Origin of the sequence: Gordonia alkaliphila (assembly GCF_023017165.1) — a bacterium.
GTDB classification, from domain to species: domain Bacteria; phylum Actinomycetota; class Actinomycetes; order Mycobacteriales; family Mycobacteriaceae; genus Gordonia; species Gordonia alkaliphila.
Window position 1 is genome coordinate 2,698,829 of sequence record NZ_JALKBW010000001.1, and the last position, 26,438, is coordinate 2,725,266.

Annotated in this window: 22 protein-coding genes and 1 pseudogene; 10 read left to right on the plus strand and 13 right to left on the minus strand. The window is 69.6% G+C overall.

Features of this window, described 5'->3' with window-relative positions; all coding sequences use genetic code 11:
- The first annotated feature begins 70 nt into the window (after window positions 1-70).
- From MUG78_RS12215 to MUG78_RS12225, 3 genes are read left to right on the plus strand one after another with little or no spacing between them, the layout of a single operon-like run.
- A complete protein-coding gene (locus MUG78_RS12215) occupies window positions 71-2,320 on the plus strand; it encodes a glycerol-3-phosphate 1-O-acyltransferase (protein WP_246997009.1) in 2,250 nt (749 codons plus the stop codon).
- Complete coding sequence (locus tag MUG78_RS12220) at window positions 2,317-3,825, plus strand: HAD-IB family hydrolase (RefSeq protein ID WP_246995157.1); 1,509 nt, start codon at window positions 2,317-2,319, stop codon at window positions 3,823-3,825. Before MUG78_RS12215 ends, MUG78_RS12220 begins: the two co-directional genes overlap by 4 nt.
- Window positions 3,815-5,293 carry a wax ester/triacylglycerol synthase domain-containing protein gene (locus MUG78_RS12225; RefSeq protein WP_246995159.1) on the plus strand — a complete coding sequence of 493 codons (1,479 nt, stop codon included), beginning with the start codon at window positions 3,815-3,817 and terminating at the stop codon, window positions 5,291-5,293. The genes MUG78_RS12220 and MUG78_RS12225 overlap by 11 nt, the downstream gene beginning before the upstream one ends.
- A 33-nt stretch (window positions 5,294-5,326) precedes the next feature.
- Here MUG78_RS12225 and MUG78_RS12230 read toward each other — a convergent pair whose 3' ends face one another.
- From MUG78_RS12230 to MUG78_RS12240, 3 genes are read right to left on the minus strand one after another with little or no spacing between them, the layout of a single operon-like run.
- Entirely contained in the window at window positions 5,327-6,811 is a 1,485-nt protein-coding gene (locus MUG78_RS12230) for a pyridoxal phosphate-dependent decarboxylase family protein (RefSeq protein ID WP_246995161.1), read from the minus strand.
- Window positions 6,808-8,139 (minus strand): MFS transporter, encoded by a 1,332-nt coding sequence (locus MUG78_RS12235; RefSeq protein ID WP_246995163.1) that lies wholly within the window; start codon window positions 8,137-8,139, stop codon window positions 6,808-6,810. The genes MUG78_RS12230 and MUG78_RS12235 overlap by 4 nt, the downstream gene beginning before the upstream one ends.
- Complete coding sequence (locus tag MUG78_RS12240) at window positions 8,136-10,022, minus strand: amidohydrolase family protein (RefSeq protein WP_246995165.1); 1,887 nt, start codon at window positions 10,020-10,022, stop codon at window positions 8,136-8,138. Before MUG78_RS12240 ends, MUG78_RS12235 begins: the two co-directional genes overlap by 4 nt.
- A 95-nt stretch (window positions 10,023-10,117) precedes the next feature.
- Between MUG78_RS12240 and MUG78_RS12245 the strand changes: the two genes are divergently transcribed.
- The 3 genes and pseudogenes from MUG78_RS12245 to MUG78_RS12255 all read left to right on the plus strand — a co-directional run.
- A complete protein-coding gene (locus tag MUG78_RS12245) occupies window positions 10,118-10,618 on the plus strand; it encodes a nuclear transport factor 2 family protein (RefSeq protein WP_246995167.1) in 501 nt (166 codons plus the stop codon).
- An 8-nt stretch (window positions 10,619-10,626) separates the two neighbouring features.
- Entirely contained in the window at window positions 10,627-11,388 is a 762-nt protein-coding gene (locus MUG78_RS12250; RefSeq protein WP_246995169.1) for an amidohydrolase family protein, read from the plus strand.
- Window positions 11,389-11,428: 40 nt separating this feature from the next.
- Window positions 11,429-11,677: pseudogene (locus MUG78_RS12255) on the plus strand (LLM class flavin-dependent oxidoreductase); the annotation flags it as partial.
- 36 nt (window positions 11,678-11,713) lie between these two features.
- Here MUG78_RS12255 and MUG78_RS12260 read toward each other — a convergent pair.
- The 6 genes from MUG78_RS12260 to MUG78_RS12285 all read right to left on the minus strand — a co-directional run bounded on the left by MUG78_RS12260 (window position 11,714) and on the right by MUG78_RS12285 (window position 16,953).
- Complete coding sequence (locus MUG78_RS12260) at window positions 11,714-13,618, minus strand: heavy metal translocating P-type ATPase (protein WP_003780583.1); 1,905 nt, start codon at window positions 13,616-13,618, stop codon at window positions 11,714-11,716.
- Window positions 13,615-13,983, minus strand: coding sequence for a Cd(II)/Pb(II)-sensing metalloregulatory transcriptional regulator CmtR (gene cmtR, locus MUG78_RS12265; RefSeq protein WP_003780589.1), 369 nt, complete (start codon window positions 13,981-13,983; stop codon window positions 13,615-13,617). The genes MUG78_RS12260 and cmtR overlap by 4 nt, the downstream gene beginning before the upstream one ends.
- A gap of 88 nt (window positions 13,984-14,071) precedes the next feature.
- Window positions 14,072-14,527 (minus strand): hypothetical protein, encoded by a 456-nt coding sequence (locus tag MUG78_RS12270; RefSeq protein ID WP_017195603.1) that lies wholly within the window; start codon window positions 14,525-14,527, stop codon window positions 14,072-14,074.
- 37 nt (window positions 14,528-14,564) lie between these two features.
- A complete protein-coding gene (locus MUG78_RS12275) occupies window positions 14,565-15,851 on the minus strand; it encodes a relaxase/mobilization nuclease domain-containing protein (RefSeq protein WP_246995171.1) in 1,287 nt (428 codons plus the stop codon).
- Window positions 15,848-16,438 carry a hypothetical protein gene (locus MUG78_RS12280; protein WP_246995173.1) on the minus strand — a complete coding sequence of 197 codons (591 nt, stop codon included), beginning with the start codon at window positions 16,436-16,438 and terminating at the stop codon, window positions 15,848-15,850. Before MUG78_RS12280 ends, MUG78_RS12275 begins: the two co-directional genes overlap by 4 nt.
- Window positions 16,435-16,953, minus strand: coding sequence for a hypothetical protein (locus MUG78_RS12285; RefSeq protein ID WP_246995175.1), 519 nt, complete (start codon window positions 16,951-16,953; stop codon window positions 16,435-16,437). Before MUG78_RS12285 ends, MUG78_RS12280 begins: the two co-directional genes overlap by 4 nt.
- Before the next feature lie 68 nt (window positions 16,954-17,021).
- On the opposite strand from MUG78_RS12285, the gene MUG78_RS12290 reads away from it, so the two are divergent.
- Window positions 17,022-17,774 (plus strand): LLM class flavin-dependent oxidoreductase, encoded by a 753-nt coding sequence (locus MUG78_RS12290; protein ID WP_308221356.1) that lies wholly within the window; start codon window positions 17,022-17,024, stop codon window positions 17,772-17,774.
- An 18-nt stretch (window positions 17,775-17,792) separates the two neighbouring features.
- Here the strand turns inward: MUG78_RS12290 and MUG78_RS12295 are convergent, their stop codons facing one another.
- The gene (locus MUG78_RS12295; RefSeq protein ID WP_246995176.1) at window positions 17,793-18,368 is read right to left on the minus strand and encodes a TetR/AcrR family transcriptional regulator; all 576 of its coding nucleotides are present in this window, start codon (window positions 18,366-18,368) and stop codon (window positions 17,793-17,795) included.
- Window positions 18,369-18,424: 56 nt separating this feature from the next.
- Here MUG78_RS12295 and MUG78_RS12300 point away from each other — a divergent pair, with 56 nt between their 5' ends.
- Together MUG78_RS12300 and MUG78_RS12305 are read left to right on the plus strand one after the other, a co-directional pair.
- Window positions 18,425-19,969 carry an AMP-binding protein gene (locus MUG78_RS12300; protein ID WP_246995178.1) on the plus strand — a complete coding sequence of 515 codons (1,545 nt, stop codon included), beginning with the start codon at window positions 18,425-18,427 and terminating at the stop codon, window positions 19,967-19,969.
- Window positions 19,966-20,733 carry a crotonase/enoyl-CoA hydratase family protein gene (locus tag MUG78_RS12305; protein WP_246995181.1) on the plus strand — a complete coding sequence of 256 codons (768 nt, stop codon included), beginning with the start codon at window positions 19,966-19,968 and terminating at the stop codon, window positions 20,731-20,733. Before MUG78_RS12300 ends, MUG78_RS12305 begins: the two co-directional genes overlap by 4 nt.
- Window positions 20,734-20,858: 125 nt before the next feature.
- Here the strand turns inward: MUG78_RS12305 and MUG78_RS12310 are convergent, their stop codons facing one another.
- Window positions 20,859-21,314, minus strand: a complete 456-nt coding sequence (locus tag MUG78_RS12310) for a GNAT family N-acetyltransferase (RefSeq protein WP_246995183.1) — start codon at window positions 21,312-21,314, stop codon at window positions 20,859-20,861.
- 344 nt (window positions 21,315-21,658) lie between these two features.
- Here MUG78_RS12310 and MUG78_RS12315 point away from each other — a divergent pair, with 344 nt between their 5' ends.
- Window positions 21,659-23,038, plus strand: a complete 1,380-nt coding sequence (locus tag MUG78_RS12315; protein WP_246995184.1) for an HNH endonuclease signature motif containing protein — start codon at window positions 21,659-21,661, stop codon at window positions 23,036-23,038.
- A 177-nt stretch (window positions 23,039-23,215) separates the two neighbouring features.
- Here the strand turns inward: MUG78_RS12315 and nuoN are convergent, their stop codons facing one another.
- The gene (gene nuoN, locus MUG78_RS12320; RefSeq protein WP_246995186.1) at window positions 23,216-24,907 is read right to left on the minus strand and encodes an NADH-quinone oxidoreductase subunit NuoN; all 1,692 of its coding nucleotides are present in this window, start codon (window positions 24,905-24,907) and stop codon (window positions 23,216-23,218) included.
- Window positions 24,904-26,436 (minus strand): NADH-quinone oxidoreductase subunit M, encoded by a 1,533-nt coding sequence (locus MUG78_RS12325; RefSeq protein WP_246997011.1) that lies wholly within the window; start codon window positions 26,434-26,436, stop codon window positions 24,904-24,906. The genes nuoN and MUG78_RS12325 overlap by 4 nt, the downstream gene beginning before the upstream one ends.
- Between the last annotated feature and the right edge of the window lie 2 nt (window positions 26,437-26,438).

Here is a 26,438-nt window from a genome sequence, read left to right on the forward strand (position 1 = left end):
GAATGGGGAAGAATGGGCACGTCGAGCCGCGGGGCGCGGCCGACGACTCGTTCGAAGGGGAGTGCGCGTGGTGGAAGCGATCGTGTTGGCGGACGTGCGAACGGACGCTGAGCAGGCGGTGATCGCCGATTGGGCGGCCATCAATCATCCGGACGCGCGGGTGTCGACGCTGGAGCAGATCGACTTCGCTGCGCAACCGGACTCCACCGAGCTGATCCCGGTGCGCGTGGTCTGGCTGCCTCCGGTCCGGCGCGGCGAACGCCGCGTGTCTCTCGCCGACGCGGTGGTGCTGTCGAATCCGCGGAAGCCGCCGGCCTGGCGGCAGCCGAGCATTCGACGGCGCCACCCCGACCGGGTGCGCGTCGTCGAAGGCGCGTCGGCCACGATCGCCGAACTCGACGAGGCCTATCAGCGGCAGCAGGCTGAAGGGGAGTCGTTCGCGGCCTTCGTCGGCATGCGGGCGGCGCTCTCGGCCGAGCGTTCCGAGTTGGCACTGGTCGGCGATCGCTACAAGGTGCCGCGGCTGGTGGCCGAGCAGATCTCCTCGTCCGCACGGTTCCAGGCGTCCATCGCCGAGCTCGCCGCCGAGTTGGGCCGACCGGCCTCGTCGGTCGCCCGTGAGGCGACCGACAAGATGAGCACCTTCGTCGCGACCCAGAGTCGCCTGATGCGCGACGTCTTCAACTCCACCTTCCGCGGCCTCTACGAGCGGGCCTGGACGGTGTCGGTGGACCTGGACACGCTGGGCCGCCTCCGCACGCTGAACAAGTCCACGTCGCTCGTCTTCCTGCCGTCGCACCGCTCCTACGTGGACCCGCTGGTGCTCAGCGGCGCTCTGGATCAGCACGACTTCCCGCCCAACCTGGTGCTCGGCGGCAACAACCTGGCGTTCTGGCCGATGGGACCCATCGCCCAGCGCGCGGGCACCATCTTCATCCGCCGCCAGTTCGGCTCCGATCCCGTCTACAAGCTGGCGATGCGGTCGTACCTGTCGTTCATCGTGGAGAAGCGCTTCAACCTGGAGTGGTACATCGAAGGCGGGCGCAGTCGGACCGGGAAGCTGCGTCCCCCGATGCTGGGCCTGCTGTCGTACGTGGCCGAGGCCGTCGAATCGCTCGACGACGCCGACGTGACCGTGGTGCCCACCTCCATCGTCTACGACCAGTTGCCCGAGATCACCGCGATGGCGCAGGAGGCGGCGGGCGGCACCAAGCGGCCCGAGGACCTCAAGTGGCTGCTGCGCTATGCGCGCGGTCAACGCGTGCACCGCGGTGAGGCCCGGGTCCGGTTCGGCGAGCCGTTCTCGCTGCGCGAGCAGCTGGCCGCTTCCGGCCAGGGGCGGGCGCGCCTGGAGAAGGTGGCGTTCCGGGTGATGGACGAGATCAACACCGCCACGCCCATTTCGTCGACGTCGCTGGCCGGTTTCGCGGCGCTCGGAGCGGCCGACCGCGCGTATACGGCGGCCGAGATCGAGGTGATCCTGGCGCCGCTGCTGACTTACATCGCCGATCGTGGCCTGCCCGGGCCGGATCCGTCCCGCTGTCGTGGGCTGGGCCTGCTGGTGACGCTCGGCGAGCTGACCGAGGCCGGCGTGCTCTCCACCTACGACGGCGGTCCCGAGAAGGTATGGGGCATCGCTCCCGACAACCACGCGATCACCGCGTACTACCGCAACGGTGCGCTGCATCACTTCGTCGACCGGGCGATCGTGGAGGTGGCCATGCTGGCCGTCGCCGACGGCACGGTGAGCCCCGCGAGCTCGGACGACATGCTGGCCGTCTCGCAGGCCGAGGCGTTGCGTATCCGCGATCTCCTCAAGTTCGAGTTCTTCTTCCCGCCGAAGAAGGAGTTCCTGCATCGCCTCGGCGCCGAACTCGACCTGCTCGCACCGGGGTGGCGGACCACGGTTCCCACGCAGCAGTGGGTGCACCAGTCGCTGCTGGCCAATGCGGGCAAACTGTTCGCGCGCCGGACCCTGCAGACCTTCTTCGACGCCCAGCTGGTGGTGGCCACGCTGCTGGCCGACCGCGGCAACGCACCCATCGACAAGGCCGAGTTCTTGATGGAATGCCTCGGGCTGGGGCGGCAACTGTCGCTGCAGGGCGTGGTGCAGAGCAAGGATTCGGTCTCGCGCGAACTGTACGACGCCGCGTTCCGGCAGGCGGAGAACATGGGCGCCATCGGCGGCGCCGAGGACGAGCAGGAGCGCATCCGCGCCGAGTGGCTCGCGGAAGTACACGAACTGCGTGACCGGTTGGCGCGCATCGCTGCGATCGAGGCCGAACAGGCCGCCGCGGCGGGACAGGAGGAAGATCGATGAGCGCGCTCGCCGACCGTCTACAGGAGATCAAGGATGCGCCCGCCGGCGACCGGGTCTGCGCGTTCTTCGACTACGACGGCACGCTGATCGAGGGCTTCTCGGCGACGGCCATCCTCCGGGCCCGCCTGCGCAGCCTGGAGTTCACCACCGAAGAGGTGACCGACGCCCTGCTCATCGCGCTGCGCGGCTGCACGTCCGAACAGGACTACGCCGAGGTGCTGGCCGCGACCCGACCGGCCTTCGCGGGCAAGACCTACGACGAGCTGCTGGCCTTCGGGGAGACGCTGTTCAAGACCGAGACCGCGGCCAAGCTGCGGCCGCAGATGTGGCAGGTGATCCGCGCGCACCGCGAGCGGGGGCACCGGATCGTCATCGCCTCGTCGGCCACCCGGTTCCAGATCGAGCCGATCGCCAAGGAGATCGGCGCCGACCGCGCCCTCGCCACCGACGTGGAAGTGGTCGACGGGATCGTCACCGGTGAGATCAAGGGCCGACCGCTGTGGGGCCCGGGCAAGGCCGCCGCCGTCCGCAGGCTGGCCCGCGAATGGGACCTGGACCTGGACGCATCGTTCGCCTACAGCGACGGCAACGAGGACGTCCCCTACCTCGAAGCGGTGGGACACCCGGCCGCGGTCTCGCCGCAGCGCGGGCTGCGCGGGGTGGCGGAAGCGCGCGGCTGGCCGATCCTGGACCTGCGCAATCCGTCGGCCAATCCGCTAGCGATGGCGGTGCGGACCGGCGCCTTCTACGGCACCTTCCTGGGTTCGGCGGCCGTCGGGTTCGCGAGCGGCCTGCTGGGCCGCGACCGTACCGAGGCCATGCAGGGTGCCGTCGCGAGCGGCCTTGACGCCGGGCTGGCGCTGGCCGGGGTCGACGTCGCGGTGCTCGACGGTGAGCAGTACCTGACCTCGGACCGACCGTGCGTATTCGTCTTCAATCACCAGTCCAAACTCGATCTGCCGGTGCTGATCCACCTGGTGCGCGGGCAGGCGACGGGGGTGGCGAAGAAGGAGATCCGCGACCTGCCGCTGTTCGGCTCCATCCTGTCGGCCGGCGGCGTGGTCTTCATCGACCGCGGCGACGCGGGTAAGGCGATCGAACAGCTGGAGCCGGTGGTCCGCAAGATTCAGGACGAGAAGTTCTCGCTGGTCGTCGCCCCGGAAGGCACCCGCTCGGCCACGCCGCGGATCGGCCCGTTCAAGAAGGGGCCCTTCCACATCGCCATGCAGGCCGGCGTCCCGGTGGTGCCGGTGGTGCTCCGCAACGCGGGCGAGATCATGTGGCGCGGTTCGCAATTGATCAAACCGGGCACCGTCGAGGTGCAGGTGCTGCCGCCGATCGACACCTCGGTTTGGCGCCCGGAGACGGTCGACGAGCACGCCGAGGAAGTGCGCCAGCAGTTCATCTCCACGCTCACCGACTGGCCGGTCACGGCCTTCGACGACGGGCGGATGACCAGAACGATGGGGATCTTCGAGTGGCGGGACAATTCCGATGACCAGTGAGGAGACGGCCGTGGCCCACACCGACGACACGGTGGACAAGCCGATCGCATGGGGCGAAGCGACTGAGATGAGCCCGGTCGACACGGTGATGTGGCGCGGTGACGCCGATCGTCGCCTGCGTTCGACCATCTGCATGCTCGAGATCTACGACACCGCACCGGGCTGGGACCGGCTGGTCGCCGCGCACGAGTGGGGCAGCCGCATGGCCCCGCGCTTCCGCGAGCGGGTGATCGAGTCGCCGCTGCGCACCGGTACCCCGAGCTGGGCCGTCGACCCCGACTTCGACCTGCATTATCACGTCCGACGGCTCCGGCTGGGCGGGGACAACAGCATGCGGGAACTGCTGAGCACCTGCGAGCAACTCGGCATGACGCCGCTGGATCCGGCCCGTCCGCCGTGGGAGGGCTACCTGATCGAGGGCCTGCCCGGCGGTCAGGCCGCCTACTTCCTGAAGGCGCACCACGCGCTCACCGACGGCTTGGGTGCGATCCTGGCGCTGGCGCAGCTGCATTCGACCAGTCGCGATCCCATCCCGGGCAAGCCGCAGCCGCCGGCCCCGCCGATCGTCGAACCGACCGCGCTGGAGGTGCTGCGGCGTCAGCTCGGCGAGGAGGCGCGACGTGTGCCGCGGCTGGCCGAGATGGCGGTCGACGGGGCGCTGGCCCTCACCTCGCCGCGTCGCGCGCTCAGCAGGGTGCTGCGGTACGGGCGCTCGGTGCCGCGGGTGGCCGGGATGATCAGCCCGCCCGGATCGCCGCTGCTCGCCGAGCGCGGGGTGGCGCGCCGCTTCAGCGCCTTCGAGGTGCCGTTCACCGCGCTCAAAGCCGCGGCTGATGCCACCCGCGCCTCTATCAACGACGTCTACCTGGCCGGTCTGATCGGCGGCTTCCGCCGCTACCACGAGCAGATGGGCACCATGGTGGAGGCCATTCCGATGGCGATCCCGATCTCGGTGCGGCAGCCCGACGACCCGGCCGGCGGCAACCGCATCGCGGTGGGTCGCCTGGCCGGCCCGGTCGGCATCGACGATCCGTTCGAGCGGGTGCTGACCATTCGCGAGCAGGTGCGGGCCGCCCGCAACGAGCCCGCGGTGGACATCTTCAACACCGCTGGACCGCTGCTGGCGTGGCTGCCCGGGCCGGTGCTGGCCCAGTTCAGCGGCACCACGGCGCAGAACGATCTGCAGGCGAGCAACGTGCCGGGCATTCCGTGGGAGACGTTCGTGGCCGGGGCGCGCGTGGAGCGGATGTTCCCCTTCGGTCCGCTGCCGGGCTGCGCGGTGATGGCCACCATGATCACCCACAACGGCGTCGCCTGCCTCGGGCTGAACTCGGACGCGGCGGCGATCGTCGATCTCGATCTGTTCGCGCAGTGCCTGGTGGAGGGCTTCAACGAGGTGATCGACCTGGCCGTCGACCCGGACGATCCGGACGTCGAGCCGCTGCCGCGGATGACCCGGTTCGGCTGAGCCCGCTCGTACGCGCCGGTACGACGACGCGGCTCAGGGGTTGGCGTACGACGCGAGGAACTCGGTCAGCATCTTCGCGGTGACCGGGCGCGGCAGCAGTTCGATGGCCGCGATGATCGCCGGCAGGTCGAGCGCGTCGCCCGCGACGGCGGGATCGGTGTGCGGATCGATACCGGCCGCCACCAGCGCAGCTTCGGTGGACGCCGAGTCGAGGGCGAGTGCATCGTCGACGGTGAGGGCGCCGGCGTCGAAGGCCTGCGCCAGCCCGGCGAGCGCTTCGGGAGCGGCGGCGCGGTCCTGACCGCGGGCCTGCGCGGCGCCGTCGGTCAGGGCGGCGATCAAGTCGTCGAGCACTGCCGCGGTCACCGGGGTCACCGTCAGGTGCGTGCTGGCCGGCAGTACGGTGCCGTCGTTCTGGGTGTAGCTCGGCTGTTCCTGCAGGGTGAAACCGTGGTCGGCCACCGCGGCCGACCAGCGGTGCGGGTCGATCGGTGCGGCCGACGTCGGATCGGCCACCACCGCGAAGACCGGTCCGTCCGGAGCTCCGACCACCACGAGACCGTCGATGGCATCGACGGCGGCGCGCAGGGAAGCGGTGGCCCGAGCGATGGGCGCGACCAGTGCGGCGAAACCGTCGGGGCCGAGGTAGTCGGTGATGGCCCATGCGGACGCGAGTCCGGCCGCCGACCGCGATCCGAGCAGCGTCGGATTCACGATCGGATAGCCCGGCCACTCGGTGGTGGCGAAGAAGCCGGCGCGGTGCCGGTCGCGGTCGGTGTGCAGGATCACCGACGCACCCTTGGGGGCGTAGCCGTACTTGTGGAAGTCGGCCGAGATACTGGTGACCCCCGGAACGCGGAAGTCCCAGGCGGGCAACGGCTCCGGCCACCAGGCGAGAGCGAAGCCGCCCAGACAGGCGTCCACGTGCAGCGGCAGGTCGCGGGCCCGGGCCAGGTCGGCGATCTCGGCGATCGGATCCAGGGCGCCGGTCGGGTAGTTGGGGGCCGACGCGATCAGCAGGAAGGTGTCGTCGTCGATCGCCGCAGCCAGATCGGCGGGGCGCACGCGCGTGGTGGCCGGGTCGACGGGGACTCGCACGGCGCGGACGCCGAGGAGGCGGGCCGCCTTGTCGAAGGCGGCATGCGCGGTCGCGGGGAGCACGATGGATCCGGTGCCGGGGGTCGGGCCGGCGTGGTCGCGGGCCGCCTTCACGGCCAGCACGCAGCTCTCGGTGCCGCCGGAGGTCACCGAGCCGACGGCATCGGGACCGTGAAAGGCGGTGCGCGCGAACGCGATCAGGTCGCGTTCCATGGTGGCCACCGACCCGAAGACGGTGGGGTCGAGGCCGTTGACCGGCTGCACCAGTTTCGCGGCGGCGCCGGCGAGATCGTCGAGTTCGGCCAGCCCGGAGTCGTACACGTACGACAGGACGCGGCCGCCGTGGGTCGGTGCGTCGGTGGCGCGACGTCGAGCCAGCTCGGCGAGGGTGCGATGGTACTGCTCGGAATGGGTGCTCATGCGGGCTGCTCCGATCGGCGGTAGCGGGACAGGATCACCAGGCTCACCGCGATCAGGGCGGCGGGGACGAGGGCGAACCCGACGGTGATGCCGGTGAGAGCACCGTCGGTCTGGACCACCACTTCGTCGCCGGTGGAGGAGCGGAAGCCGGCGGCCGCTAGGACCAGCAGGTACAGGCCGGGTCCGATCGCCAGCCCCATCGTCTCCGACGCGGTCCACAGCCCGGAGAGGGCGCCGCCCTGATCGCGGCCCACAGCGGCGGACTGCTCGTCGATCACGTCCGGCAGCATGGCCAGCGGGAAGGTCTGCATGCCCGCGTAACCGATGCCGGCCACCGCGACCGAGGCGTAGATCCAGACACCGGGCGTCACGATGGCCGCGCCGAGTGAGGCGGCGGCGAGCATGAACAGGACCGACGCGGCAGCCAGTGCGCGCTGCTTGCCGAAGCGGCCGCCGATCCGCACCCACAGCGGCATGATCAGGATCGCGGGGGCCACCAGCGCGATGAACAGCGGTGTCAGTGCGTCCTTGTCCTCGAGGATGTACGTCGCGACGTACTGCGCGCCGGCCAGCATCACGGCGGTCGCCAACGCCTGCATCACGTAGACCAGCAACAGGATTCGGTAGTGGTGGTTGTGCTTGAGCGCCTCGAAACCGTCCCGGGTGCGCGAGGTGGCGAGGGGGATCGTCGGGTCCACCGCGGTGGCGCCGGCGCGGCCGGCCCAGTGCGTCGCGGCCGCCATGCCGAGCGCCATCAGCGCGGTGGTGGCCACCGCCATGGCGAGGTAGCCGCGGAAGCCGCCGTCGAACGCGTTGCGGATGGCGGGTGCGCCGGCACCGACCACCAGAATGGTGAGCGCGAGGACCACGATGCGGTCGGAGATCAGCTTGGTGCGTCCGTGATAGTCCGTGGTCAGGTCGGCCGGAAGCGCGATGTAGGGGACCTGGAACAGCGCGTAGGCCACCGCGGTCAGGGAGAAGAAGATCAGCACCCACAGTGCCGCGCCGCCGGACGACAGGCTGGTGGGGGTGGCGAAGGTGGCGATGAACAGCGGGACGATGGTGATCGCGCCCCACCACATCAGGCGGGTGCGGCGGCCGGTGGTGCCGAAGTCACGGTCGCTGCGGGCGCCGACCATCGGGTTGATCATCACGTCGATGATCTTGGGGAAGACCACCACGAACGACGCGAGTAACGGGCCCACGCCGAGAGTGTCGGTCAGGTAGTACGCCAGCACCAGACCCGGCAGGACGCCGAAGGTGCCGGTGCCGACGCTCCCGGCGGCGTACCCGAGGGACGTGCCGCGCGAGAGCGTCGGAGCGGTCATCGCTGATAGGACTCCACGGTCGCCCACTGATCCACCTTGCTGTTCGCGGCCCGGTACATGTCGGCCACCAGTGTGTCACCCTGCGCGCCGGCTTCCAGACGCATGCTCTGGATCCAGTCGGGGATCAGCCCGTAGTGGGCGTTGCCGTCGACGTTGACGTCGAACGACTTGGTGCCGGAGACCTGCCGGTACATCAGCGTGCCGTTCTCCGAGCGGTACGGGTAGCGGACCGGGTCGGCCGCGGCGTTCTCGCGCGGGGAGCCCTGGGTGCCCAGGCCGTTGGTGTCGGCGCCGAACGACAGTCCGAGGGGCGCGGCGCCCGACTTCAGGTGGCTGCGGAGGGTCCGCCAGTCCTGCACGAAATCCTCGGGTGCGCCGCCGTACAGTCCGACGGTGCCGCCGAGTGCGAGGATCCGGTTGTACACCGACTTGTCGGTCCACGAGTGGGTGCTCGTGACGCCCGGGTACTTGTGGGCCTCGGCGATCTGCAGGACCCGGTTGAGCGACTTCACCGACAGGTGGTCGACGTCGATCATCATGTTCCGCTTGATGGCGCCTTCCACGGCGTACGCGCCGAGAGCGGTCAGGCCCATCGCGTTGCAGCGATCGGGGCCGTCGAGCGGCGCCTGGTTGTCGCGCAGCGGGGTGCGGCAGGGTTCGGTCTGCCACGGGACGGCGGTGGCCAGCACCTGGCCGATGCCCACGGCGGCGCCGGTGAGATCGCTGTCGATGCGGGAACCGCCGAGCGCGTTGTCGAACTTGTGGGTGAGGATCATCTGCCGCACGCCCATCGCCTTGAGCTCGTCCATGCCGCGGTCGATGTCACCCTTGTCGCACTGTGGGACGTTGTTGATGATGCGGCAGCCGAAGGGCTCGGAGATCTCGATGCCCAGCGACACGGCGAGCTTGCCGGAGGCGATCACCGCGCGCGCCTCGGCGGCGCTGCGCACGATCCGCATGAAGCCCTTGCCGGGTCCGCCGGCCTGGGCGTCGATGTAGTCGATGAGCTTGTTGAGGCGACGGTGCTGCACGCGCACCGACTCCATCTCATCGCACGTCTCGTCGCCGAGCGGGTACAGCTCGCAGAGCACCCGGTTCTGGACGTAGTAGTTGTTGATCAGCCGCACGCCGCCGCGCCACGCGCGCTCGACCCACCGGTAGTAGGTCTGCTCGTGGGTCAGCGAGTACCACTTGGGCCAGCCCTCGAAGGTCGGCCAGCCGTCGCTGCTGTGCGGGCCCGGCGTGGACAGGACGTGCTCGAGCAGGGCGGGCATGCCGTCGGTGCCGTGGTCGGCGCAGTCCTTCAGTGCCACCGTGATGCCCAGCGGGCTGTACGGCTTGCCGCAGTGGATGCCGCCGCCGAGGAACTGCTCGGCCATCAGGTGGGCGTGGCCGTCGACGAAGCCGGTCAGCTCGCCCTGTGCGTTCACGCCGGGCGTCGGGCCGCCGTCGACGTTCAGCTGCGCCTCGGGGAAGGTGCGGCAGCCCTGCGCGGGGGTCAGCGCGACGGTGCGGGCGGTGGACCGCTGCGTCGTCGACGTCATCCGGTAGCCGTCGCCGGTTGCGCGCACCGACCAGATCGCGTCGTTGGACAGCTGGTGCTGCGCGGCGACGGTCTTGCCCGCGGCGGTCAGCACGCGTCCGGCGGTGTCGTAGAAGAGGAATTGGCCCAGGTCCGCGGCCTTGGCGTAGTACTTGCCCGCGGGCACCTTGGGGCCGGTCAGCTGGTAGCACTTGCCGGCCAGCGAGTAGGCGGGTGACCCGGTGGGCTCGGCCTGGGCCGGGCCGGTGAGAGCGCCCGGCACGGACGCGGCGACCAGCACCGTGATGACGCTTACCAAGAGGATACGAAGGTGTCGCGCCACTCCCCGAGATTCATTCATATGCAAGAACCTACTAGAACGCGTTCTAGTCAGATGGGAGGGTCCGTTCGTCGGAATGTCCGCGGTTTCCCCGCGCGGGGAGATAGCGTGCGGTAGTGACCGATTCCCTGGCCGAACGAGTGGCGAATCTCGAGGCGATAGAACAGATCAAGGCCCTGAAGTACCGGTATTGGCGAGCGTGTGACGGTAAGGATCCCGCCGGATTCTCCGCCTGCTTCGTGTCAGAAGACGCGGTGATCGACTACGGCCGGATGGGTTCCTTTACCGATGCGGCGCCGATGGTGGACGTCTTTCGGCGGTTCGCCTGCGCGGAGGTCGACGAGCAGTACGTGGTGCTCGACATGCACCACGGCACGCACCCCGACATCGAGATCACCGGGGACGGCACCGCGCGCGGCCGGTGGTCGCTGCAGTTCCGCCAGATCAACGTGATGAACCGCACCGAGACGTTGGCCGTCGGCGAGTACGTCGACGAGTACGTGCGCGTGGACGGTCGCTGGCTGATGTCGGTCTGCCGCTTCACCGAACAGTGGTGGCACGTCCGCGCGCTCGGCGAGGATGAGAAGGTCATGCAAGGCCAGGTTTCGGTGAACTAGGCGTACCCATGAGCGTCGCGCCGAAGACCTTCGATGCGCACATGCACATCATCGACGCGGCGCACCCGCTGGTGGAGAACAACGGCTATCTGCCCGACGAGTTCACCGTCGCGGACTACCGCGCGCGCATCGACGGACTGGGCGTGACCGGCGGAGCGGTGGTCTCCGGGTCGTTTCAGGCCTTCGACCAGGGCTACCTCATCGACGCGCTGGACGAGCTCGGCCCGAGTTACGTGGGCGTCACGCAGATTCCCGTCGACACCGACGATGCGCGGATCCGGGCTCTGCACGACGCCGGGTTCCGCGCGGTGCGGTTCAACGTCGCGCGCGGCGGCTCGGCCGATCTCGACGATCTGGAACTGCTCGCCCGCCGGGTCCATGCCCTCGCCGGCTGGCACGCCGAGTTCTACATCGACGCCGCCACCGTCGACGACGACCTGGCCGAGCGCATCGCGGGCCTGCCCGCGGCGAGCATCGACCACCTCGGCATGCGCGCCGAGGGCCTGCCGCGGCTGCTGCGGCTGGTGGAGCGTGGGGTCAAGGTGAAGGCCACCGGGTTCGGCCAGATCGAGCTCGACCCGGCGGCGGCGATCGCGGCGATCCTGGCCGTCGACCCCACCGCGCTCATGGTCGGCACCGATCTGCCGTCCACACGGGCCCGTCGCCCGTTCCGCGACGACGACTTCGACCGCATCGCGCAGGCGGTCGGGTCCGGGCACCTCGACGACGTCTTCTGGAACAACGCTGCGGCCTTCTACCTGGGTGAATAGGCGAGGGAATGAACCGGACCGCGGTTCGGTTAGTTCGAATATGAAGAAGATTGGCTTTCTGTCCTTCGGTCACTGGCCCGACTCGCCGGGGTTGCAGACCCGTTCCGCCTCCGATACGCTGCTGCAGTCCATCGACTTGGCGGTCGCCGCCGAGGAGTTGGGCGCCGACGGCGCCTACTTCCGCGTGCACCACTTCGCGCAGCAGCTCGGTTCGCCGTTCCCGCTGCTGTCGGCGATCGGCGCCAAGACGTCGAACATCGAGATCGGCACCGGCGTGATCGACATGCGTTAGCGCATGTCTGAGTTATGGCGTTGGACGGAACACCTATTGCTTGCGGGCACGCGCAGCCCGCAGTCCGTTGGCGATGACGACGACTTCGGCGACCTCGTGCACGAGGACGACCGCTGCCAGGCCGAGCACGCCGGTGATCGCCAGCGGCAGCAGCACAGTGATGATCGCCAAGGACAGCACGATGTTCTGGTTGATGATCCTGCCGCCGCGGCGGGCGTGGCGCAGAGCCTGCGGGATGAGGCCGAGGTCGTGGCCGGTGAAGGCGACGTCGGCGGACTCGATCGCGGCGTCGGAGCCGGTCGCGCCCATCGCGATGCCCACGGTCGCCCCGGCCAGGGCGGGCGCGTCGTTGATGCCGTCGCCGATCATCGCGGTCGGCGACGTCTCCGAGAACCCGGCGACGATGCGAGCCTTGTCCTCGGGACGCAGCTCGGCGTGCACGTCGCCGATCCCGGCCAGCTTCGCCAGCGCAGCAGCGGTGCGGGAGTTGTCGCCGGTGAGCATGCTCACCTCGACGCCCTGGTCGCGCAGGGTCCGCACGACCTCGGGGACCTCGGGGCGCAGCTCGTCGCGGACGCCGATCGCCCCGGCCAGGAAGCCGTCGACGGTGACGAGCACGCAGGTCTGCCCCTCGGCCTCCAGGTCCTCGACCCGGGCCTTGAGCGGACCGGCGTCGATCCAGCGCGGACTGCCCACCGCCACCCTGCGGCCGTCGACCAGGCCACCGATGCCGTGCCCGGCCTCCTCGGCCACGTCCTGCGCGGCGGGGGTTCCCCGGCCCGCGGCGGCGATGGCGGCGGCGAGTGGGTGCGTCGAGTGCTGCTCCACGGCGGCAGCCCAAGCAAGCACCTGCGCATCGTCGAACCCATGGGCGGCGACGATGGCGGTTACCTCGGGCCGGTTGCGGGTCAGAGTGCCGGTCTTGTCCACGGCCAGGTGCCGGATGCCGCCGAGGCGCTCGAAGGCGGCCCCGCTCTTGATGACGACGCCGAACTTGGTCGCCGCGCCGATCGCGGAGACCACGGTGACGGGCACCGCGATCGCCAGCGCGCAGGGGCTGGCCGCGACGAGGACGACCAGGGCGCGGGTGATCCAGGTCTCCGGGTCGCCGAGCAGGGACCCGAGCACGCCGACGAGGACGGCGAGGACCATCACGCCGGGCACCAGCGGGCGGGCGATCCGGTCAGCGATCCGGGCTCGGTCGCCCTTCTCGGCCTGGGCCTGCTCTACCAGCTCCACGATCGTGGTCAGCGAGTTGTCGGTGCCCGCGGCGGTCGCCTCGACCTCCAGCACGCCGGCGCTGTTGATCGCGCCCGCCGACACCGCTTCTCCGGGCGCGACCTCGACCGGGATCGATTCACCGGTGATCGCCGAAGTGTCCAGGCTCGACCGGCCCGAGCGGACCAGCCCATCGGTCGCGACCCGCTCGCCAGGGCGGACCAGCAGCACGTCGCCGACGGCGATCTCCCTGGCCGGGACCGAGGCGGAGGTCCCGTCGCGCAGCACGGTCGCGGTCTCCGGCACGAGCTTCAGCAGCGCGCGCAGCCCGCCGCGGGCGCGGTCCATCGCCTTGTCCTCCAGGGCCTCGGCGATCGAGTAGAGGAACGCCAGCGCGGCCGCCTCCTCGACGTAGCCGAGGATCACCGCGCCCACGGCGCTGATCGTCATCAGCAGCGCGATCCCGAGCTTGCGCTTCACAACGAGATTCCGGATCGCACCGGGCACGAACGTATACGCGCCCAGCAGCAGGCCCGCCCAGAACGCGACCAGCGCCGCGATGTGCAGCCCCGACCACTCCAGCGCCAGGCCGGTGCCGAACGCGACGCCGGAGAGGATCGGCACGACCAGGCCGGGATCACGCCACCACGGGCGCTCTGCCTCCTCTGCCTCGTCCGCGGGGCTGGTCGTCGGCTCGTCGCAGCCGCAGGCGGCGCTCACGAGGCGTCCCCCGAACTGCTCGCGGCGCAGCAGCCCGGCACCGAGCAGGCCGGGTCGATGCACGGCGCGCTCTCGTCCACGGCGAGGGTCACATCGACCAGTGCCGTCAGCGCCGCGGCCAGGTGCGGGTCGGCGATCTCGTAGCGAGTCTGGCGGCCCTCGGGCTCGGCGACCACGATCCCGCAGTCGCGCAGGCAGGTCAGGTGGTTGGACACGTTCGAGCGGGTCAGCCCCAGCTCGCGCGAGAGCACCGCGGGGTGGCTCGGGCTGTCGAGCAGGGACATCAGGATGCGGGAGCGCGTCGGGTCGGCCATGGCCCGGCCGAGCCGGTTCATGACGTCAAGACGCGAAGCAATGGTCAGCATGCACTGAACTATACAGCAGCCGCTGACCTAACGTTCAGTTGTCGCGGCTGCCGCACGCGCTGCGCGCGCTTGCCCTCGTGAGGCGTGATCACCTCTTGCGCCAGCGGGGCCACTTCGGCATCCCGCGGCCCTTCCAGGTCTCCACGAGACCCGCAACCCAGCGGACGGACGCGAAGAGCCCGTAGCCGGCCCCGGCGAGGCCAGCGCCGACCACGAGCCACCGGCCGATGCCGAGCCATACGCTCCCGTCCACGTCCAGCGCCCACTGAACACCCGTGATGAGCCCGGCGATGCCCATCCAGAGACCGGCGACGACCACGGCCACCGGCAGTAGAACGAGGCACATCGCGGCGGCGGCGGACCAGAGCTGTCGCGCCTCCAGCTTCGCCGTCGCGGCGATGATCCGCTCCGCCCGCGCGTTCGAGGCGTCGAGGCTCGCGGTCATCGTGGCCGAAGCCTCCCCGGCGACCTGCTCGACAGCCTTCTCGACCCGTTCCTCGGTGCGCTTCTCGATCCGCTGGACCGCGCCGCCGACCTGGCTCACGAGCTTCTGGTTCGCTGTGACCTGCGCCTTCAGACCCTCAATCGCCGAGGCCGTAGCCGCGCGATTCTTCTGCGCCTCCGCGACCAAGCTCCGCGACGCGGCGTTCAAGCTCTCGCCGTTGAGACTCTGCGCGAACTCGCCGAGCGTGCTCGCGATCTCGTTCTGCCTGCTCTCGATACTCGCGATCCTCGCGGACACGTCGCTGGAGGGCGAGGAGGTCGACGCCGGGGCCGTGATCCGCTCCAGCCGCCTCGTCGTCTCCTCGTCCATGACCTTCACGAACCCCGCGAGCTTCTTCTGCTGTTCGGTCAGCGTGGCGATCCTCGTGTTCTGCGCCTCGACGGCGGCGAGGATCGAGGTCAACAGCTCCATCGTCTCCGGACTGCCGAGCTGCTGCTGCGACTGCTCGGGCTCGTTCTGCTGCTTCAGCCTGTCGAGCGCTGCGCTCATGTTCCTTCTCCTTCTGCTGCTGGTGGTAGTCGAAGAACGCCTGCGCGCCCTCCGGGGTGAAGTCCGCCGAGAGGGCGCTCGCGCGCTTGCGGCGCTCGGCGCGGCCGGACTCGCCGCGGCGATCCTCGATGTAGAGCGTCCAGGTCTCTTGCCCGGCGCGCTTGCCCTTCTTGCTGACGGGGCTGTGCAACCGCATCCGCGGCACCCGCTCCCCGTCATCGCCGAGCCGCTGGTTCTGCTCCTCGATCACCGAGACCAGACCGGCCTTGTCCACCGCCCGGGGATCGGCCAGCGCCGCGCTCATCCGGTCGCCCATCTCGCGGTCGAGCGATCCCTCGGCGAAGTCCTCGCGGCGCAGCTCCCAGTCCTTCGGTGCGTGCTCCAGCCGCTTCACGACCGAGAGCCCGTGTTCTCGCATCAGCTGGTCGTTCGCCGACTGGACGCCCCGCTGATTCCCGGCCTTGCGGTCGTGGAACGTGCGATAGTCCGAGAGCGCCTTCCCCGTCCGGTTGTTGTGGTTGATGACCAAGATGTGGTTGTGCGGCTTCTTGCCCCGCCCATCCACATGACTGACTACGAGGCAGTCGGAATCCGGGTGCATCTTCTTCGCGAGCTGATAACCGAGATCGTTCACCCGCTGCACGTCCTCCGGACTCTTCGGGTCGAACTCCTCGTCGCTGAACGACTGGCGGTAATGCACCGCCTCGACCTCGCGCGTCGTGTTCTGCGTGAGCGACCGAGCGCGCGCCGAGAACGCGCCGGGGCCTCCCGGCACATCGCACGTGATCGCGATGCCCCGCTCGTCCTCCTTGCCACGGATATCGCGCTCCGTGTCGGCGGCGCTGGCGCTCGGGCTGTAGTGCGTGGTGCTCATGAGGCCGCCCGATCCCCGAGCAGGGCGCGGACCTCGCGCAGCAACTCGATCAGCTCGGGCACCTCCGCCGACAGCGCCACTGACTCACCAGCCCGCGCCCGGCGGTCGAGGTCGTTGACGTTGATCGCCAGCGGGCGAATCTGCGCGGCCAGCTCGCGAGCATCCGCCGACGCCTGCACCCGCGCCTCGACCCCGAGCAGGTGCGCGGCCACGGCGGCGTCCAACTCCTCGCTCCGAGAGGCGTGGAGGGCATCCCGGACGACGGTCCGCACCCACGTGCTCGGAGCCAGCCCGAGCCGCTTCGCACGAGTGCGAAGCGCCGCGAGCGTCTCCTCTCCGAAGTCGGTATCGAGCTTCGCGCGGCCCCCACGACGACGCTTCGCGCCGCCGTGACTCTGACGCACAGCCTCCGCATCAGCCCGACCGCTGTTCACCTGGGAGTCGGTCTGCTGCTCCACCTGTACGCCAGAGTGGCAAGCAGTAGCCGTGTCGGACATTTCGCTGGCGCTCATGTCCTCCCCGGCTGCTTGCGAGGGGCCTCCGGCCCCCTCGACCCCCTGGAAGAGCGCATCGCGTTCGGTGCTCATGCGGCACCTCCGATCAGCGCCTGCGGCACGTCAGGGCTCCGCACCGCGAGCCCGCCCAGCAGCTCAGCAACCGCGCCCTCAGCGTCATGTTCCGCCGAGGTCTCCGGACCGTAGGTCAGTTCCCGCGACCCGACGTTCTGGTGATACGCGTTGCCGTACATGCCGGGCGTGTGTGCGGCGGTCGGGATGCTGCACTGGTGCCACTCGTAGGGCTCGATCTTCCCAATGTGCTGCACGAGGTAACGATTGATGTCGTCGGCACGATAGACCTTCACGACCGAGGCCAAGCGGCGGAAGAACTGGTCCAACGCCTCGTCCACGTTGCCCTTCTGGCGGGCGTAGTAGAAGAACTCGACAGGCTCGATCGTCGCCGTGATGACGATAAGGCGCGGGGCCACCTCGCCCTTGTTCTTGTACCGAGCCTTCGCAGGCGAGGCGTTGTACGGATCAAGCAGCAGCAGCCAGTCGTTCGCATCCATCGCCGAGGCCCGCAGATCGTCCAGCAGCAGCAGCACCTCCTCGCCTCGCCAGTCATCAAGCGGGTTCCCCGTCGCGGCCCGGTAGACCTGCCACCGCTCGCCGGGTGTTGCAACCGCTACATGCGCTACGAGAATCCGCCGGCGGCCGGCTGCAGCTGGGCATCTCGCGGGGATCGCCCGAGCAGGTGGTGGAGGGTTACAAGTACTTCGGCTACGTACCCGGCGAGGGGGAGACCGACGCCGATCTCGCGCGCCAGCACACGTCCGTGTTCCTCGACGTGGTGTCGGGGCGCAAGTTCGCCCAGCCGAGTCCTCGGCCGATGTTCCCCAACCCGCCCGGTCTGCTGCGCGTGGAGCCGTACTCGCACGGACTGCGGGAGCGGATCTGGTGGGGTTCGGCCTCGCGCGCCACGGCCAAGTGGACCGCGGAGCAGGGCATGAACATGATGTCGTCGACGCTGCTCACCGAGGACACCGGCGTGCCGTTCCATCAGCTGCAGGCCGAGCAGATCCAAGTCTTCCGCGATGAGTGGGCGCAGCAGGATCACGGTTTCGAGCCGCGAGTCTCGGTGAGCCGCAGCATCTTCGCGCTCGTCGACGACCGGGACCGCGCCTACTTCGGTCCTCGCGGCGACGATCAGGACCAGATCGGGTACATCGAGGGCGACGTCGCGCGCTTCGGCAAGTCGTACGCGGCCGAGCCGGACGTGCTGATCGAGCAGTTGCGGGAGGACGAGGCGATCGCCGCGGCCGACACGCTGCTGCTGACCGTTCCGAACCAGTTGGGCGTGGAGTACAACGCCCACGTGATCGAGTCGATCCTGACCCACGTCGCGCCCGCCCTCGGCTGGCGCTAGTACGCGGGACTCGGCCGATCAGCCGCGGTCGGCGAGAAAGGCGGTGATCCACGCGTGGATCACCGCCTTCTCGCGTTCCGGGCGGTCGCGCAGGACTGCGCCGATGGCGAGGCCGCGGAGCAGACTCAGCAGACCGTCGACGAAGACGTCGCGGTTGTCGTCGGACAGGTCGCTGGTCAGTGGGCCGAGGATCTCGCGGATCTGCTCGAGGAGTCGATGGGCGCCGGGTCGCAGGGCGTCGCGCAGTTCGGGCTGAGTGCGCGCGGCGGTCCACAGTTGCAGGCCGGCGATGAACGTCGGTCGGCGGGTGATCTGGTGGATCACCTCGACGGCGCTGTCGAGGGACTGGCCGGGGGTCAGCGCGGCGCGGACTTCGGCGGCCTGCGTGTCGGCCAGATGGTCGACGGCCGCCACCGCGATCGCCGACATGGAACCGAAGTGGTGGGTCAGCGCGCCCCGGGTGACGCCGGCCGCGGTCTGCACCCGCTGCATCGTCATCCCCGCGTAACCGTGGTCCACCAGCACGTTGACGGCGCCGAGCACGATCGCTTCGCGGGTGCGCAGCGCTCGCTCTTGACGGGGTGGGGTGGTCACGGCAGAATCATGTCACAAGCAAAACAGACCAAATGATCTGTTTTGAATCCGGAGAGATGAGGACTGACGCAATGGCGATGGCAGTGACCCATATCCGCAGGGGAGCGGCGGCGCACGCCGACCGCACCGCGGTGTACTTCGGCGACGACGCATTGACCTTCCGCGAGGTCAACGACCGCGCCAACCTGATCGCCCATCACCTGCTGGCGGCCGGTGTCGCGAAGGGCGCGCACGTCGCGCTGCTGGTGAACAACGGTCTGGACTCGATTCCGATGGACTTCGCGGCCATCAAGACCGGTGTGGTCCGCGTCCCGCTGAACGCGCGGCTGTCGCTCGACGAGCACGCCGCGATGCTGGAAGGCTCGCGTGCGACCGTCGTCGTCGCCGATGCCTCGCTGATCGACCGGGCCGAGGAACTGCGCGAGCGGTTCCCGGAGCTGACGGTGCTCGGGCTCGGTGTCGTTGCGCCGGCTTCCGGGGTGGATCTGCTCGCGCCGACGTCGGAACCGGTGGGCGAACCGGACGTCGAGTTGGTTCCCGAGGATCCGACGCTCATGCTCTACACCTCCGGGACCACCGGCAAGCTCAAGGCCGTGATCCACACCCAGGCGTCCTACGGTGCGGTCGGTGCCAACATTCTGGCCAACCTGCTCGATCCCAAGCACGACTCGGTGATGCTGCACGCGGCCTCATTGATCCACGCCAGCGGCACCTTCGTGCTCCCGTACTGGATTCGCGGCGGTGCCTCGGCCATCCTCCCGGCCTTCGATCCGGCCGCGTTCGCCGCGGCCGTCGGCCGGTATCGCGTCACCGAGCTGAACCTGGTGCCCACCATGTTCGCGATGCTCCTGAGTACCGGCGTGCTCGACGACGCCGATCTGAGTTCGCTGCGCAAGGTGATCTACGGTGCGAGTCCGATGCCCGCACCGGTGCTGGAGCGGTCGATCGCCGCGTTCGGCCCGATCCTGGCGCAGTACTACGGCCAGACCGAAGCGCCGCTGGTGATCGCCGCGCTGAGCGAAGAAGATCACGCGGATCGCTCGCTGTGGGGCGCCTGCGGCATTCCGTCCGCCGACCTGGAACTGAAGCTCCTCGACGAAGACGGCAACGAGGTGGCGCCCGGCGAGATCGGCGAGATCACGCTGCGGGCACCGTTCCAGATGGCCGGCTACTACGACGCCGATGAGCTCAACGCGGCCACCTTCACGGCGGACGGCTGGATCAAGACCCGTGACCTCGCCCGCTTCAACGAGCGCGGCTACCTGGTGTTGGTCGACCGCACCAGCGACATGATCATCACCGGTGGTTACAACGTGTATCCGCGCGAGGTGGAGGACGCCCTCGCCAGCCATCCGGCCGTCGCCGAATGTGCCGTCGTCGGCGCCCCGGACGCCACCTGGGTGGAGGCCGTGACCGCGTTCGTCGCCGTCAACCCCGGCGCCGAAGTCACCGAGGCCGAGCTGATCGCGCACGTCCGCGACCAGATCGCCGCGCACAAGGCGCCCAAGAGCGTGCACTTCGTCGACGCGATCCCGAAGTCGGCGGTGGGCAAGATTCTGCGCCGCGCGCTGCGCGAGCCGCTGTGGGAGGACGCCCGATGAACGACGTGCGGATCGAACGCGACGGCGACGTATTCCTGGTGATCATGGCGCGGCCGGAACGGCACAACGCCGTCGACGGTCCGATGGCCGCCGAACTGGCTGCGGCCTTCCGCGAGTTCGACGACTCCGACGCGAAGGTCGCGGTGCTGGCCGGCGACGGCCCGTCGTTCTGCGCGGGCGCCGACCTCAAGGGGGTGGGCACCGAACGCAGCAACGTGGTGGCCGTCGACGGCGACGGCCCGATGGGCCCCACCCGGCTGGACCTGGACAAGCCGGTGATCGCGGCGATCCACGGCAACGCGGTGGCCGGCGGTCTGGAACTGGCGATCTGGTGCGATCTGCGCGTGGCCGACGACGACGTGACGCTCGGCGTGTTCTGTCGTCGCTGGGGCGTGCCGCTGATCGACGGCGGCACCATCCGCCTGCCGCGCCTGATCGGGCACAGCCGCGCGATGGACCTGATCCTCACGGGCCGCCCGGTGGACGCCGCCGAGGCGCTGTCGTTCGGCCTGGTCAATCGCGTGGTTCCGGCCGGTACGGCGCGGGAGGCCGCAGTGGCCCTGGCCCACGAGATCGCCCGGATGCCGCAGACCTGCATGCGTGGGGATCGTCGGTCGGCGCGGGAGCAGTGGTCGCTCGACGAGCCGGCCGCCCTCGAGCGCGAGTACCACCAGGGCGTCGCGTCGCTGACTGCCGACGGGCTCACCGGTGCCGGTCGCTTCGCGTCGGGCAAGGGCCGCGGCGGCGACTTCACCGATATCTGACCGCGCCGTTCGCGGCAGTGCCGCACACGGGCGGCTCCCCACCCCACAGGCGGCAGCCGGGGGAGCCGCCTGGGGGGTCGGGTGCCGCCTTCGTGTCCGGGTGACGCCTTTGCGTCGCGGTGGCACTAGGGCTGCAGCTGCAGGTGGAGGATCGGGTAGGGGCGGCCGTCGCCGTCGAGGTCGTCGCGCCCGACCTGGGTGAAGCCGTGGTGGAGATAGAAGCCGAGCGCGCCGGGGTTCTGTTCGTTCACGTCGACGGCGCGGACGCCGAGGTCGGCGATCGTCGCGCGCAGCAGCGCGGTACCGACGCCGGTGCCGCGGGCGTCGTCGGTCACGAAGAGCATTTCGAGATTGCCGTCGGCCACTCCGGCGAAGCCGACGGGCGTGCCGCGCCGTTCGGCCACGAGCAGGGTCACGGCGGGGAAGTACAGCGCGGCGAGACTGCCCTCGATGCGTGCGAAGTCGGACTCGGCGAGGAAGTCGTGCGTCGCACGCACCGCACTGCGCCAGATGTCGACGAGGGCCGGGTACTCCTCGGTGCCTCGGGAAGCGCGAATCTCGGTGTCGTGCGGGTTCGGCATGGAAGGCTTCCTTGTCGTCCGAGTCGACAGCGCGAGACTGGTCGGCAGCTCATGACCGGTCAGCAGAATGTCGTGTTGTGGTTGTCAGAGCCCCACAACCCTACACTCTGTGACCGACTGGACGCGGCGCTCGTAGGGCAAAAGCGCTGGTAGTGGGCTTTGGAAAACTATTCGAAAAAAGTTTCGACGAACGGTTGTGCTAATCGAATATGAGGCGTAACTTGGAGTTAGACGATGCGGATACCTCTGCCTGTCTGCCGAATCGAGTGGCTGCTCTGACCGACCGTCACCGCAGCTCGACCGGTTCATCGCTGTAACTACTCTCCGACCCGGAGGTGTCCCAGGTGGACGCAGCAGGCTTGACCGAACTCGCCGACTTCATGGTCGACGACGTCACCGACAACGACGACACCGTCGACAATCTCGCACGCTTCTTGGCGCGGGTTCGCGCGGTGGACGACGACCGGGAACTCCTCGCGGTGGCCGCAGCCGTGTTGCGGCTGCGCAACGTGGTCGATTACTCGCTGGCTGCGGTGTGCGCGGCGATCGAGCGGAGTGGCCTGCCCGCCCGCAAGCACGTACGGTCCGCCGCGTCGATCGTGACCGAGCTCGGTGCGGCACCAGCGGTTGCGTACCGGGCGGCCCGCATCGCATGGGCGATCGCTGATGAGGGCCTACGCGCGGTGACCCGTGGGATCCGCGACGGTGCGGTGTCGGCGGAGAAGGGCGATGCCGTCGTGACCGGTGTGGGTCACGTGGAAGGTCGCGTCGTGGATCTCTCCGAGGAGGATCGTGCGCGGGTGGTGCACTCGCTGATGGTGCAGACCACCCCGGCGCGGGTGAAGGAGAAGGCGCGCGCGTGGGCGATCAAGCTCGCGCCGGTCGAGCTCGGTGAAGGTCAGGTGCCGCTCGCTGAGCGCGACGATCTCAACGAGATGACCATGGATCGGACCGACGATGGACGCGTGGCCGTGACCATCGATCTGGACACCGTGGCGGCCGAGGAGTTGTTCGCGGCGCTGGATCCGTTGACGCGGCCTGTTCCCGAGCCGGACGGCTCGAATGACAAGCGGTCCGCCAAGCGGCGCCGAGCCGACGCGATGACCCAGGTGGTCCGCACCTATCTCGCGCACTCCGAACGCCCGGAGAGCGGGGGAGTGCTGCCGCACGTGACCCTGTCGGTGCCGGCGGCGGTGGTGATGAACGGTCAAGTGCTCGATTCGGTTGCCGGACAGACGATCTCGATCCCGTTCGCGGATTCCGACACCTCGGTGCCGTGGCTCGGGTTCGGTGGGCCGATCTCCGCGCGCACCGCGGAACTGATCATGTGCGAGGCGTCGGTGGCGATCGCGCTGCTCGATGACAACGGTGCGCCCCTGAACGTGGGCCGTGAGAAGCGACTGTTCACGCCGGCCATCCGCAAAGCGCTGGTGCTCCGTGATCGCGAGTGCGCGTTCCCTGGTTGCGGGTTGCCGCCGTCGTGGTGCGACGGCCACCACGTCGAGCATTGGGAGCACGGCGGGCAGACCTGCCTGGATAACGGCGTCCTGCTCTGCCGTCGCCACCACATGCTGATCCATCAGAGCGGGTGGGAGGTGTTCATCGGGCACGACCGGCACCCGTGGTTCGTGCCGCCGGCCGATCCGGAGCATCCGAAGCGCTTCCGGGAACCGATCCCATCCAACGCCCGGCGCACGCTGACGTTATTGCCCGGCGCGGCCTGAGCCCGCGCTGCGCCGCCTGTTTCCTGAACTGAAGTCCCAACAGCCACACGAACGCTGTCCACCAACGACTCTCGCCTCGAGCGAGATCTAGAACATTCCAGAATGCAGTGTCGGGAGCGGGTCCCGGTGCGATGTGTTGTTTGAGAATTCCATAGAGAGTGGGTTGCCCCGGCGTCGTCAGGTCAGGAACGACGACGCCGAGGCAGCCAGGTCGAGGAGCGGCTGGGGGAAGACGCCGAGCACCATGGTCACCGCGACGCCGATGGCGATCGGCACCGAAGTCAGTGGGCTCGGCGTCACCACCAGCGGCGCGTCGTCGCGTGCCGGGCGGAAGAACATGGACACGATCACCTGCACGTAGAAGTAGGCGGCGATCGCGCTGCACAGCACGCCCACGATCACCAGCGCCCATGCGCCGGTGGCGCCGGCGGCGGCGAAGACGACGAACTTGCCGAGGAAGCCGCTGGTGAGCGGAATGCCCGCGAACGACAGCAACAGCAGAGACATCAGCACGCCCACCAGGGGCCGTCGTCGACCCAACCCGGCCCACGCGTCGAGCGCGGCTTCTTCGCGCCCAGCCTCGTCGCGCACCACCGCCAGCAACGCGAAGGCGGCGAACGCGGCGAAGGCGTACGCGGTCAGATAGAAGAGGGTGCTGCTCACGCCGTCCTCGGTGAGGGTGATGACGCCGACCAGCGCGAAGCCGACGTGACTGACCGACGAATAGGCCAGCATGCGCTTGATGTCCTGCTGCGTCACCGCCATGATCGTCGCGAGCACCATGGTGGCGATGGCGATGGTCCACAGCGCCGGCCGCCAGTCGTCCTGCAGGCCGGGGAAGGCCACGTGCAGCACGCGCAGCAGCGCGCCGAAGGCGGCGACCTTGGTGGCCGACGCCATCAGCGCGGTCACCGGGGTCGGGGCGCCCTGATAGACGTCGGGCACCCACGACCCGAACGGCACGGCGCCGACCTTGAACAGCAGCCCCACTGTCACCATCACCACCGCGATCAACGCGAGGGTGTGGTCGGCGGTGCCGTCGGCGACGGCCCGCCCGATCCGGTGCAGCGACAGCGAGCCGGTCGCCCCGTAGGCGAAGGCGGTGCCGAACAGGAAGATCGCCGACGCGAACGCGCCCAGCAGGAAGTACTTGAGCGACGCCTCCTGCGACAGCAGTCGACGACGCCGCGCCAACGCGCACAGCAGATACAACGGCAGCGACAGCACCTCGAGGGCGATGAACATGGTCAGCAGGTCGCCGCTCGCGCCGAACAGCATCATGCCGCCGACGGCGAACAGCGCGAGCGGGTACACCTCGGTGGTGTACCAGCGGGCCCGTCCGGCCCGCAGTTCGTCGACCGAGCCGGGCACGGTGGAGCCGGCCGGGGTGAACGCATCGGCCGGCAGCTCCCGGTCGTCGGTGTCGTCGGCGCCGGAACCGACTTCCGCGCCGGGCCCGCCGCCCACAGCGATGCGCGCGCCCGCGGCCGACTGCACCTGCGCCGACGCCCAGACCCGGTCCAGACGACGTTCGCCCATGAACGCCACCGACGCGGCCGCGACCAGCAGGATCACCCCCTGCAGGAAGAGAGCGGGGCCGTCGATGATCACCGCCCCGGCCATCGTCACGTGCGGCTGCGACCCGTCGACGACGGCCACCGCCACGGTCATGCCGAACGCGGCGAGCAGCCCGCCCAGGCCGAGGCCCAGTTGCGTGCGGTAACGCGCGGCGACGTCGGGCAGCAGTGCTTCGACGAGGACCCCGAGCACCGCGACACCGAACACGATCAGCATCGGGGAGAGGCGGAAGTAGTCGATGCTGGGCGCGTCGACGGCGAGGGTGACGGTGTTCCGTGCGAAAGAGCTCATCGCGTGACCTCCGTGCTGACGGTGGCCTCGACGGCCGGATCGACGAAGTCGAGCACCAGGCCGGGGAAGAAGCCGAGCACCAGCAGCGCCGCCACCAGCGGGGCGAGAACCGACTTCTGCCGCAGCGTCAGGTCGCGCAGCGGACCCGGCTGCCGCACCGCGCCGCCGAACATCCGCTGGTACGTCCACAGGATGTACAGCGCCGACAGCACCAGGGCGAGCGCCGCGAGGATCGCCGCCGCCGGATAACGCAGGTAGGTGCCGATCAGGACCAGGAACTCACTGACGAACGGCGCGAGCCCCGGCAACGACAGCGTCGCCAGCCCGGCCACCAGGAAGGTGCCGGCCAGCACCGGCGCCACCTTCGCCACACCGCCGTAGTCGGCGATGAGCCGACTGCCGCGCTGGGTCACCAGGAACCCGGCCACCAGGAACAGCGCGGCCGTGGAGATGCCGTGGTTCACCATGTACAGCGTCGACCCGCTCTGGCCCTGCGCGGTCAGCGCGAAGATCCCCAGCACGATGAACCCGAAGTGGGAGATCGACGTGTAGGCGATCAACCGCATGAGGTCGGTCTGGCCGATCGCCAGCACCGCGCCGTAGAGGATCGAGATCACCGCGAGCACCGACACCAGCGGCGCGAAGGTCTCCGCCGACTCGGGGAACAGGCCGAGGCAGAAGCGCAGCATGGCGAAGGTGCCGACCTTGTCCATCACCGCCATCATCATCACCGCGCTCGCCGGGGTGGCCGACACGGCGGCGTCGGGCAGCCAGCCGTGCAGCGGCCACAGCGGTGCCTTGACCGCGAAGGCGAACAGGAAACCCAGGAACAGCCAGTTCAACGTCGTCGACGAGGCATCCAACCCCTCGCCGGCCGCCAGCTCGCTGAGGGCCGTGAACGAGAACGTCCCGTCGCCGCTGCGGGTGGTCACCACGTAGAGGCCGATTAGGGCGGCCAGCATGATCAGGCCGCCGAGCAGGTTGTACAGCAGGAACCGCACCGCGGCGCGGGACCCGAAGGTGTCCGACGGCCCGTCGTGCCCGCGGTGGGGACGGTCGGCGCCGTAGCTGCCGATGAGGAAGTACATCGGGATGAGCATGGCCTCGAAGACGAGGTAGAACAGCAGCAGATCGACGGCGACGAAGCTCATCAGCACCATCGACTCGACGGCCAACAGCAGCGCGACGTAGGCGTGCACGCTGCGCGCGGACCGCCCGCCGTCGTGCCAGCCGGCCAGCAGCAGCAGGGGAGCCAGGCACGCGGTCAACAGCACCAGCGCCAACCCGATGCCGTCCAGGGCCAGCGAGTAGCGCGCACCGATCGCCGGGATCCAGCTGACGTCCTCGGTCAGTTGGAAGCGATCGCCGCCGGCGTCGAAGGCGACGGCCAGACCGATCGCCCACCCGGCGGTGATCAGTGCCGCGCCGATCCCGACCTGCTTGGCCGCGGTGGCACGCGCGGACGGCAGGAACAGCACGACGACGGAGGCGACGGCCGGAAGCAGCCAGAGCACGGTGAGCCAGGGCATCG

Coding starts and splice junctions, on each gene's coding strand:
- MUG78_RS12220 (WP_246995157.1), top strand. CDS start 2,317: ATGAGCGCGCTCGCCGACCGTCTACAGGAGATCAAGGATGCGCCCGCC.
- MUG78_RS12225 (WP_246995159.1), top strand. CDS start 3,815: ATGACCAGTGAGGAGACGGCCGTGGCCCACACCGACGACACGGTGGAC.
- MUG78_RS12230 (WP_246995161.1), bottom strand. CDS start 6,811: ATGAGCACCCATTCCGAGCAGTACCATCGCACCCTCGCCGAGCTGGCT.
- MUG78_RS12235 (WP_246995163.1), bottom strand. CDS start 8,139: ATGACCGCTCCGACGCTCTCGCGCGGCACGTCCCTCGGGTACGCCGCC.
- MUG78_RS12240 (WP_246995165.1), bottom strand. CDS start 10,022: ATGAATGAATCTCGGGGAGTGGCGCGACACCTTCGTATCCTCTTGGTA.
- MUG78_RS12250 (WP_246995169.1), top strand. CDS start 10,627: ATGAGCGTCGCGCCGAAGACCTTCGATGCGCACATGCACATCATCGAC.
- cmtR (WP_003780589.1), bottom strand. CDS start 13,983: ATGCTGACCATTGCTTCGCGTCTTGACGTCATGAACCGGCTCGGCCGG.
- MUG78_RS12275 (WP_246995171.1), bottom strand. CDS start 15,851: ATGAGCACCACGCACTACAGCCCGAGCGCCAGCGCCGCCGACACGGAG.
- MUG78_RS12280 (WP_246995173.1), bottom strand. CDS start 16,438: ATGAGCACCGAACGCGATGCGCTCTTCCAGGGGGTCGAGGGGGCCGGA.
- MUG78_RS12300 (WP_246995178.1), top strand. CDS start 18,425: ATGAGGACTGACGCAATGGCGATGGCAGTGACCCATATCCGCAGGGGA.
- MUG78_RS12305 (WP_246995181.1), top strand. CDS start 19,966: ATGAACGACGTGCGGATCGAACGCGACGGCGACGTATTCCTGGTGATC.
- MUG78_RS12310 (WP_246995183.1), bottom strand. CDS start 21,314: ATGCCGAACCCGCACGACACCGAGATTCGCGCTTCCCGAGGCACCGAG.
- nuoN (WP_246995186.1), bottom strand. CDS start 24,907: ATGAGCTCTTTCGCACGGAACACCGTCACCCTCGCCGTCGACGCGCCC.
- MUG78_RS12325 (WP_246997011.1), bottom strand. CDS start 26,436: ATGCCCTGGCTCACCGTGCTCTGGCTGCTTCCGGCCGTCGCCTCCGTC.